This is a genomic window from Acetobacter conturbans (assembly GCF_011516755.1).
In the GTDB taxonomy this organism is placed as follows: domain Bacteria; phylum Pseudomonadota; class Alphaproteobacteria; order Acetobacterales; family Acetobacteraceae; genus Acetobacter; species Acetobacter conturbans.
In genome coordinates, this window is sequence record NZ_WOSY01000041.1 from 1 (window position 1) to 8,895 (window position 8,895).

The window sequence follows — 8,895 nt, forward strand, 5'->3', positions numbered from 1 at the left end:
CATTGCACCCACTTGGTGCGGGAGGAAAAATGACACCCATCGAGAAGGCGAAACAGCAGGTCGAGCAGGCCAAGGCCCGGTATCAGGCTTTGCTCGCCAGACAGAACGCCGAGGAACGCAAACTGGACACCCGACGCAAGGTCATTCTCGGGGGGCTGCTGATCGACGCGGCCGGGAAGGATGAACGCTTCGGCCGGGTCATTGACGAACTGATGAAACGCATCACCCGCGACCACGACCACAAGGCGTTCGAGGGGTGGCAGAAGCCGGAACCTGACAGGTCATGACCGACGAACGCGAGCTGGGTGACGGGCTGGCCGCGTTCGACCAGCTCGGCCGGGAAATGGCGGAGACAAACCGCCTGCTCCGGGCCGTCAGGTCCGATCAGGCCACCCGGAACCAGCAGGAACACGCCCTGTCGGCCGAAATGCAGACCGCGCTCAAACAGGCCACAGGAGCCTCACAGAAGGCGCTACAGGCATCTAAGACGGAAATACGCTCCAATCTACTCTGGACAGGCTTGACCAGCCTCCTGATCGCTCTGGCGGGCTGTGGTGCGGGATATTACCTCGGCCATCAGTCCGGATGGGAACAGGGGCACGCGGAAGGATACCAGAAAGCCCGGAATCAGGAGGCGGCCGCGAACTGGGCGAATACTCCGGCCGGACAGCGGGCTTATGGTCTCGATCGACGGGGCAGCCTCGACCTGCTGTCCCTGTGCCAGGGGAACGGCTGGACCACGGAACGCCAGAAAGGCGGCACGGTCTGCTTCCCGAACGCGGACGCCAAGGGGAACGTAACCGGCTGGTATCTCCCCTGACCGTCACAGGATGGGGAAAGCCGGCCAGCCCCCTCATCGCTTCCTGAGCCATTTTCTCTCGCCCGATTCTGCCGGCGTCACAGGGTCCGGGCGAGCGCGGAGCGGGAGCGGCGTAGCCCGCCCGCAGGGCGCCGGAACAGACCCCGAAATGGCAGTTTTCCACCGGGAAAAGGGGGGACAACAGGGGGATTAGATTCTTTTCTTTTTCTTAGGGATCGCCACACCCCGCAGAGAACCGAGAAAAACAGGTTGTTTTAGGTGCCGGATTCCGGCACCTATTGGTGCCAGAGCCCGGCACCTAAAAACAGGTTCTCCACAGGGAGCAGACCATGGCCCAGATTGTGCGCCTCACTACCCACCAGCAACGCTCCGAACGGGAGGAAGCGGCACAGGTGGCCGAGCAGCTCTCGCTTCTGTCCGACGAGTTCCTGAAGCATTTGCCCGGAGAGGCGCGTTTAGCCATCTCACGGGCTACGTACGCGCTCCAGAAAGCCGCGCGACCAGACACCACCGAAGGGCTTTGGCCGGGAGGTTTCACCATGTTGAGCCGCAACCAAACTATTGCCATCTGGGATGCTATTCGTGCCTTGCCGTCCGATGATCGGCCGCATCAGGTGCGCCATGTCTTCGATCTGGTGTTGGTTAATCTCCGGCAGGATACGGGCGAAGTCCTGCTCACGCGTGACCAGCTCGCCGAGAAAGTCGGATGCACTTCGAACCACATCAGCCGCATTATGGGGACGCTGGAGAAAATGGGCGTAATCCGCCGCGAACGACGGAAAATTGAAGGGATGCAGGGCCGAGGAATGGCCGTGTATTTCATCAACCCGCATGTGGCATGGAACGGCTCGCTGGACGCCCGCAAGGCACAGGCCGCAGAAACCCGGCCGCCCATGCAGCTCGAACTCCTTCATGGGGGGGCATCATGACCGACCTTTCCGACGAACTGGCTGCCAAAAGAGCTGCGATCCGCAAGGCACGGAGCAGCACCAAACCGGCCGTTCCGGCCGAACAGGTGCTGGCAATTCTGAAGGCTGATCTGGCCTGCGTTCAGGCAGCTATTGACGCACTGCCGCACGAGGAACGGCGTGCGGGTTGAATGGTCCGATGAGGCCCTGACAGACCGGGCCGCCATCGTTGACTACCTGGGGTCGGTACACAGAACGGACCCAGATATACGCTAAGGTTTTGCCGTGCCTTCGACGGCGCGCATCTGGCGAAGCGGTCTGAGCGCGGTGGATGGCGCATCGGGATCGGTCCAGAGGTAATCGCCGGTGAGATTGATATGCTGCCAACCGAGCGGTGATAGGTGTTGCAGCAGGTCCGGCGGGACCGGCCGGCCGAGGTTGGCGAGATGCATCCGGGCGGCTTGCAGGTAGGTCGTGTTCCACAGGACGATGGCACCGGCGACGAGGTTCAGCGCGCTCGCCCGATGGCTTTGGGCTTGCAGCGCATGATCGCGGATACGGCCGATGCGATGGAAGAAGATGGCGCGTTTCAGGGCATTTTCCGCTTCTCCCTTGTTGAGTTCGCGGGTGGCGCGGCGACGCTGTTCGGGCTGCTCGATCCAGTCGAGCGTGAACAGGGTACGCTCGACGCGACCGATCTCGCGCAACGCCAGTGCCAGGCCGTTGGCGCGTGGATAGGAGCCGAGCCGTTCCAGCATGATCGAGGCGCTGACGACGCCTGTGCGGATCGAGGTTCCCAGTCGCAGCACGTCGTCCCAGTGTGCCTCGATCAGACCTTCGTCGATGCGGCCCGCGACCAGCGGCGCAATATCGGGGCCGGGTTCGATGCCGTTAAACAGGTGCAAACGGCGTGCGGCGATATTCGGGATACGCGGCGCGAACCGGAACCCAAGCAGATGACATAGCGCGAACACATGGTCGGAGACGCCCCCGCCATCGACGTGATGCTCTTCGATGTGCAGATCGGCGCCGTGGTGGAGCAGCCCGTCGAGCACCTGTGCCGCCTCGCTCGCCGAAGCGGAGATAACTGTGGAATGGAACGGCGCGTAGCGATCCGAGACGTGGCTGTAAAAGGAGACAGCCGGCTCTGTCCCCTTGTGCGGATTGACTGCGCCGGTTGCCTGGGCGCGGCGGTCGAGCGGAAAGTTCTGACCGTCTGAGCTGGACGAGGTGCCGGACCCGAACAGCGCGGCCAGCGGCGCGGTGTGTTGGGCGTCGACAAGCCGGGCGAGCGCGCGACCGTAGGTTTCCTCGCGCAGATGCCACGAGGCGAGCCAACCGAGTTGGCGCTGGGTCACGAGATTGCAGGCTTCCGCCATGCGCGTATGGCCCAGATTGGTGGCATCGGCGAGCACCGCCGTGAGGATCGCACGTGGTTCATCCGCGGCACGGCCACTTTGCAGATGCGTGAAGCACTGGCTGAACCCGGTCCATCGATCGACTTCGGCAAGAAGGTCGGTGATGCGGATCGCGGGCAGATGCGCATAGAGCGGCGCAAGGGCGGTATCGGATTCCTCGGGAGTAATCGCCTTCAAGGGCGAAATCCGCAGCCTGCCCAAGCTGAGCTGCACGTCTTCCAGCGCGTCCGTCTCCGCCTTTCGCTCGACCTCGGCCAATCGACGGGCGAGGCGGGCGCGTCGTTCGGCCAGCCAGATATCGGCCGTATCCGGTGCCGGTATCGGCAAGGGGCCGGCCGCGCGCATGTTGGCGAATACGGGGGCAGGAATGAGTTGCTGCTCGACAGCACGATAGCGTCGGCTTCCCTCGACCCACATGTCGCCGGCGCGAAGCCGGTCGCGAAGCTCGACCAGCACGCACAATTCATAGATCCTGCGATCGGGAATGCCGGTGCCGATCGCCCGACGCCAAGCTTGCCGGATGAAGCCGACTGGCGTGCCTGCAGGCAATTTGCGCAGATGACCAAAATGAAGGTCGCGCATGATCGCGACCGCTCGCGCGAGCGCATGGCAGGCTGGCACCGCCCCGAATGTGAACGAGGCGATGAACGAGGGACCGACCTGTCGGAGGACGGGGTAATTGGTCGCGGCGACCGCGACGGGATCGACCGAATCGGGGCGGATCAGCTTGCGGGCTTCATCGACCTCGCGGCCGAGATCATTCCATCCGATCGCTGCCTCGACCGCAGCGCCGATATCGCCACCTGATATCTTGGCGGCGAGCAAGGCAGCGCCGAGTTGGGCAAGCAGCCGGATTTTGCCGTTGATGGTGCGCCGGTTGCGCTTGAGTGTCGTGTCCGCGCTGTTCTGTTCGCGCCGGAACATCTGCCCAAGCAGGCGATCGAACATCAGCACCGCATCGTCGGTGAGGGTAACGATGGTTTCGAGGATGGTCGCCACCAATGTGGCGCGACGCCGCGTCGCTTGCAGCGTCCGAACATGTTGCGCGGTCAGCCGCACGCCTTCCTGGCACAGGCGTCGGAGGCGCTCGGGATGGACGCCTACGGCGATATCCGGATCGATCCCGATGGCCCGAAGCAGTGTCAGTCGCTCGATGATGGCGGCGAATGTCTTTCGGCCGGGCTTGCCGGGTGACTGCCGCACCCAGGCCAGATCGCTCAAGTTCGTGCCTGTGTGGGGCAGGAGAAGCGCATCGAGCAGCCGGCGCTGTCGAGCATCGAGTCCTCGGGTCAGATGCTCGGCGACATGGCGTTCGGCATCGAGCAACGCCTGTGCGACCATCCGCTCGACCGAACTGATGCCCGGCACAATGATGCGCCGTCGCCGGCACTCATCCAGCATCACGCGCGCCAGCCTAGCCCCGCTGGTCGTCGTCAGCGCGATCGGCAGGAGCCATTCCTGCAACGTCGTTCGCAGCGGCCGACTGAGCGGCATGAAGCCGAATGCATCGCGCAGTGCATCGAGCTGTTCGTACCGGGTCGGGCCGCGCGTCGCGTAGTCGGCCAGCACCTCGGGTCCGACCTGCAATTGCTCTGCGACGAACGCGAGCGGCGTATCAGGGATCAGTTCACCGGGTCGCAGGAAACGGCCAGGATAGCGCAGCGCGCAAAGCTGGATCGCGAAACCCAGCCGGTTATGCGGTCGCCTCCGGCGGACGATGATGGCCAAGTCGTCCCGGCTCAATGTCCAGTGCTGGACGAGCAGGGTTTCGTCGTCGGGAAGCGCGAGCAACGCCGCGCGTTGCTCGTCCGACAGGACGGCGCGACGCGGCATCGGCTTAGACCTTGGCCGGTGCGGTCCAGCCGATCCGGGCAAGCGTGCCGAGAAGGGTCGAACGCGGCACCTTGAAGGTCCGGCAGACGGACGCCTTGCTGGCCCCGCCATCCAGCGCGGCGGTGATCCGCTCGAGCGTTTCGGCGTCGATCATCGGCGGGCGGCCACCTTGGCGTCCCCGGCGTTTGGCAGCAGCCAGTCCCGCCATCACCCGTTCGCGCGTGAGCGCACGCTCATATTGTGCCAATGCACCGAACAGCGAGAACAGCAATTCGCCGTGCGGCGTGGTCGTATCCATCTGCTCGGTCAGCGACCGGAACGCGATGCCGCGCGCCTTCAGATCGGTGACGATCGTCAGCAGGTGCGGCAGCGAGCGTCCGAGCCGGTCGAGCTTCCACACGATCAGTGTGTCGCCCGCGTTCAGATAGTCGAGGCAGGCTTTCAGGCCTGGTCGGTCGTCGCGCGCGCCGGATGCCTTGTCGGTATGGAGATGCCGATGATCGACCCCGGTTGCGACGAGCGCGTCCCGCTGGAGATCGACCGTTTGGCGGTCATCGGTCGTTGACACCCGCATATATCCGACCAGCATGTACGACAAACCCTCGAAAGCATGTTTTCGAACACCCTATCAAAGCGACAGGGTTTGTCGATCGTTATGGGCTGAGGCGGGTATGGTTCGGCAAAAGCGCAGGTCCGGAGCGTCGCCTATCACCTGTTTGCCGTCACGCGTCTGCTGTCCGTATGGACGCAAGTAGAAGGCACGCTGATGCCGCAAGAAGCACCAGGTCCTTCAACAGGAACTGTCCGGTTCCGGCCGAAATCGCCGGGAACCCGCCAGCGGTCGGCTCGGCGACGCCAGGCGTGCTCAGGAAAAACGTCAGTGTCACGGCATAAGTCAGGCATGACATCGCCGCGCCGAGAGCGGAGGCCGTCTTGTTGAAAGCACCGATAATCAGCGCAGCGGCCGTCGCGAGCTCGACGGTGCCTATAAAATAGCTTCCACCCTGCACCCCAAAAACGGCCGGAATCCAGCTCATGATCGGACTGTTCTTCATCAATGGCGCGATGCCCATCGCTTCATAGCTCGTGAATTTCATGCAACCGAACCAGAGAAAGATGACCACCAGCGCCCAGCGCAGCAACGCGAGAGACCCGCGAGAGCCGGTCGTCTTTTCAGCTATGTGTAATGTCGAAAACATGGTGCCTCGCTTTCATCATGGCGCATGACCTGCCTTCATGCTTAGACAGGCGTGATATATGCGCTGCGCATACACTATGCGCCGTCAATGAATGAGGCAACCCTTTGAACGTACTCTCGGACCGGCTCGTCAATCTGTTCGGCGCCCTCGCAGTGGGCATCACCGATCGAATTAAGAAGGCGGCATTCGACCCGACGATACCCGGCGGTGGCGAAACCACCGCGGCGATCGTCGTCATCGGTCACGCGACCGGTCTTTCGATCGACGAATTAGGACGGGTGCTAGGCTTGTCCCACGCGGGGACGGTGCGGCTTGTCGATCGATTGGTTGCAGCCGGGTTCGCCGTTCGATCCAAAGCGCTACGGGACCGTCGTGCAGTAGCGCTGATGCTCACTGAGGCAGGCGAGACTCGCCTATCTGCGATCCTGCAACGAAGAAACGAGACTTTATCCGAAATCCTTAGCCATGTCTCGAATGCTGACCGCCTCGTGCTGGAACGTATTGCCGAGACAATACTTGCGCAGATGTCTGACGACGCTGTCTCGGCGCTGACGATATGCCGGCTCTGCGACGAGAGGCGATGCTACAACTGTCCGATGGATGCCTTTGGAATGCTGGAGTCGTCGACGCATAGAGTCGACCCATAAGTGCGCGCAGAGACGCTTAGCGTATATCTGTGCCCGTTCTATGTCCTGACCCCTACCTGCTTCCCCGCAACCCGCACGCGGCCAAACGGATTTTGCTCCGTCTGATCGACGCCACCACGGACCTTGCCATGTTTCCCAACATCGGCCGGGAAGGTGAGGACGGCACCCGTGAATGGGGCATCGTTTTCCCCTATGTCCTACTTTACGAAGTCAATGAATCTGCCAAGATCGTGCGCGTTCTACGTATCTGGCACATGTCTCAAGAACGTTAAAAACTACTGTTGTTTGTGAAAATACTTCGCAGGCATGCCCTGTATCAGCTTCCAATTAAAGCCCGCTTTCAGTGTAGCGATACGCTGCCTTAGTATTGCATCATCACACGCTAGCAAAGCAGGAACACGGCCTGTTCCACCATCGTAAAGCATACTTTCTGCCTCACATTCACTTTTTGAATATTTTTCCCAATAATCTTGCGATATTTCAAGCTTATTTTTCTCAGAAATACTAAGAACTGATTGAATATCTCTATATAGTTTTTCTAGGTTATCTGAGTCTTTTTGTGATGCCTCTGAAAAACATTTAGAAAGTTGATAGGTTTGCTCCACCCCACGACAAGGAGCATCTGCCTCATTCATATGTTGAGCATGAGAAGGTGTCGAAATACCAAGCACTAAACATCCAACAACGAAGCCAAAGTTTTTATGAACCCGCATCTTTTCCTCCATTTTTTAAAAACCGATACTTGGCCCCCGATCGCGTGACCGCCTAAAGGTCGGCTCCTCGATCTCTCTGGCGATCTGCTTCTGCCGCTCCAGTTCGGCGGCTTTCCGGGCTTCCTCGGCCGCCCGGATTTCCTGCTGGCGTCTGATCTCGGCCTGACGCGCCAGCTCCTGCCTCTGTCGTTCGACTTCCCTCTCCCGCTCCATCCGCTGCCCGATCTTCCGGGCCAGACCGACCGCCAGCCGTGCCTTCTTTTCAAGGCCGGAGAACAGCTCCTGCGCCTTCTCCACGGCCTTGTGGGCCGTTTCCAGCACCCGGTTCCGCTCGCGGATCTCCGCATTCTGCTTCCCGAGATCCGTCACCGGCTCCCGGCCAGGGATCTCGCGGGCCGCCTGACGCTCTAGGGCGGTCGCTGACACCCCCATGTGCCGGGTCGGCTCCTGTTCCTTCCCCTGACGCTCGAAGCTCCGGTGATCCACCCGCTGCTCGACCTGGTGCCGTTCCAGCGCCGTGTTGACCTGGCGCGCCCACACCCCCCGCATATGCTCGATCTCGGCCGAGGCGGTGCTGGCCACGTCCAGAACCCGCGTCTTGGCCCCCAGCCCGTCCGCCCCGGCCGTCCGGGTCGTGGTCAGGATGTGCGCGTGATGGTTCCGGTTGTCCCCTTCCCGGCCGGGTTCATGGATCGCCACGTCCGCAACGATACCGTAACGATTGACCAGTTCCCGCGCGAAATCCCGGGCCAGTTCTTTCCGTGCGCCCGCGTCCAGCTCGGCCGGTAACGCCAGCTCGTATTCCCGGCCGGTCTTGGCGTCCTTCCGCTTCTCGGCCGCCTCGGCTGCGTTCCACAGGGCGTTCCGATCCTGCGCCCAGTCCGCACCATCCGGGGCCACGATGAACGCATCCTCCACCCCCTGCTTGCGGGTGTAGTCGTGCGTCAGGCCCTGCCGCTCGTCCGTCAGTTCCTGACCGGCACGATAGGCAGCAGCAGCCACGACGCTGCGACCAGCCGAACGCGAGATGGATTTGACGGACAGATGGTAGATCGCCACGACTCGCTCCGTTCAGGAAGGGTTCAGGGAAGGAACGTCCCTGACGCACGCATTGCGAAGCAATGCTAAAGTGCGCCCTTCACTCCTTCGTCGCAAGGGTTGTTTGCACCCAACGAGGAATAAAGGGAACTTCCGAAAAATCGGGTATCCTCAACAGGGTCACGCGGGAATGGAAATCACAACAGACCATTGCACCCACTTGGTGCGGGAGGAAAAATGACACCCATCGAGAAGGCGAAACAGCAGGTCGAGCAGGCCAAGGCCCGGTATCAGGCTTTGCTCGCCAGACAGAACGCCG

At 61.8% G+C, this 8,895-nt stretch carries 11 protein-coding genes; 6 read left to right on the forward strand and 5 right to left on the reverse strand.

Translation table 11 applies throughout. From position 1 onward, the window contains the following. Positions 1 to 29: 29 nt before the first annotated feature. From GOB81_RS16755 to GOB81_RS16770, 4 genes are all read left to right on the forward strand, one after another. Positions 30 to 287 carry a mobilization protein gene (locus GOB81_RS16755; RefSeq protein WP_006560192.1) on the forward strand — a complete coding sequence of 86 codons (258 nt, stop codon included), beginning with the start codon at positions 30 to 32 and terminating at the stop codon, positions 285 to 287. After that, the gene (locus GOB81_RS16760) at positions 284 to 820 is read left to right on the forward strand and encodes a replication protein (protein ID WP_173571391.1); all 537 of its coding nucleotides are present in this window, start codon (positions 284 to 286) and stop codon (positions 818 to 820) included. Before GOB81_RS16755 ends, GOB81_RS16760 begins: the two co-directional genes overlap by 4 nt. 329 nt (positions 821 to 1,149) lie before the next feature. Further along, a complete protein-coding gene (locus tag GOB81_RS16765) occupies positions 1,150 to 1,749 on the forward strand; it encodes a helix-turn-helix domain-containing protein (protein WP_173571392.1) in 600 nt (199 codons plus the stop codon). After that, entirely contained in the window at positions 1,746 to 1,919 is a 174-nt protein-coding gene (locus GOB81_RS16770; RefSeq protein WP_173571393.1) for a hypothetical protein, read from the forward strand. The genes GOB81_RS16765 and GOB81_RS16770 overlap by 4 nt, the downstream gene beginning before the upstream one ends. Positions 1,920 to 2,000: 81 nt before the next feature. Here GOB81_RS16770 and GOB81_RS16775 read toward each other — a convergent pair whose 3' ends face one another. The 3 genes from GOB81_RS16775 to GOB81_RS16785 form a co-directional block, all read right to left on the reverse strand. Then, complete coding sequence (locus GOB81_RS16775) at positions 2,001 to 4,979, reverse strand: Tn3-like element ISMpo10 family transposase (protein ID WP_012449407.1); 2,979 nt, start codon at positions 4,977 to 4,979, stop codon at positions 2,001 to 2,003. 4 nt (positions 4,980 to 4,983) lie between these two features. Beyond that, positions 4,984 to 5,568, reverse strand: a complete 585-nt coding sequence (locus GOB81_RS16780) for a recombinase family protein (protein ID WP_010339849.1) — start codon at positions 5,566 to 5,568, stop codon at positions 4,984 to 4,986. Positions 5,569 to 5,701: 133 nt separating this feature from the next. Continuing rightward, positions 5,702 to 6,178 carry a YkgB family protein gene (locus GOB81_RS16785; protein WP_010339850.1) on the reverse strand — a complete coding sequence of 159 codons (477 nt, stop codon included), beginning with the start codon at positions 6,176 to 6,178 and terminating at the stop codon, positions 5,702 to 5,704. Positions 6,179 to 6,282: 104 nt separating this feature from the next. Between GOB81_RS16785 and GOB81_RS16790 the strand changes: the two genes are divergently transcribed. Together GOB81_RS16790 and GOB81_RS16795 are read left to right on the forward strand one after the other, a co-directional pair. Continuing rightward, on the forward strand, positions 6,283 to 6,825 hold the full coding sequence (locus tag GOB81_RS16790; RefSeq protein WP_010339851.1) for a MarR family winged helix-turn-helix transcriptional regulator: 543 nt from the start codon (positions 6,283 to 6,285) through the stop codon (positions 6,823 to 6,825). A 29-nt stretch (positions 6,826 to 6,854) separates the two neighbouring features. Further along, a complete protein-coding gene (locus GOB81_RS16795; RefSeq protein WP_338421390.1) occupies positions 6,855 to 7,097 on the forward strand; it encodes a type II toxin-antitoxin system RelE/ParE family toxin in 243 nt (80 codons plus the stop codon). Positions 7,098 to 7,100: 3 nt separating this feature from the next. On the opposite strand, the gene GOB81_RS16800 is transcribed toward GOB81_RS16795, so the two are convergent. Both GOB81_RS16800 and mobQ read right to left on the reverse strand, forming a co-directional pair. Beyond that, positions 7,101 to 7,550 carry a lysozyme inhibitor LprI family protein gene (locus GOB81_RS16800; RefSeq protein WP_173571394.1) on the reverse strand — a complete coding sequence of 150 codons (450 nt, stop codon included), beginning with the start codon at positions 7,548 to 7,550 and terminating at the stop codon, positions 7,101 to 7,103. 3 nt (positions 7,551 to 7,553) lie between these two features. Then, complete coding sequence (gene mobQ / locus GOB81_RS16805) at positions 7,554 to 8,597, reverse strand: MobQ family relaxase (protein ID WP_173571395.1); 1,044 nt, start codon at positions 8,595 to 8,597, stop codon at positions 7,554 to 7,556. Positions 8,598 to 8,895: the final 298 nt, after the last annotated feature.

Excerpts from the sequence above, each read along its gene's own strand:
- GOB81_RS16780 (WP_010339849.1), bottom strand. The coding sequence starts at position 5,568 with ATGCTGGTCGGATATATGCGGGTGTCAACGACCGATGACCGCCAAACG.
- GOB81_RS16765 (WP_173571392.1), top strand. The coding sequence starts at position 1,150 with ATGGCCCAGATTGTGCGCCTCACTACCCACCAGCAACGCTCCGAACGG.
- GOB81_RS16760 (WP_173571391.1), top strand. The coding sequence starts at position 284 with ATGACCGACGAACGCGAGCTGGGTGACGGGCTGGCCGCGTTCGACCAG.
- GOB81_RS16770 (WP_173571393.1), top strand. The coding sequence starts at position 1,746 with ATGACCGACCTTTCCGACGAACTGGCTGCCAAAAGAGCTGCGATCCGC.
- GOB81_RS16800 (WP_173571394.1), bottom strand. The coding sequence starts at position 7,550 with ATGGAGGAAAAGATGCGGGTTCATAAAAACTTTGGCTTCGTTGTTGGA.
- GOB81_RS16775 (WP_012449407.1), bottom strand. The coding sequence starts at position 4,979 with ATGCCGCGTCGCGCCGTCCTGTCGGACGAGCAACGCGCGGCGTTGCTC.
- GOB81_RS16785 (WP_010339850.1), bottom strand. The coding sequence starts at position 6,178 with ATGTTTTCGACATTACACATAGCTGAAAAGACGACCGGCTCTCGCGGG.
- GOB81_RS16755 (WP_006560192.1), top strand. The coding sequence starts at position 30 with ATGACACCCATCGAGAAGGCGAAACAGCAGGTCGAGCAGGCCAAGGCC.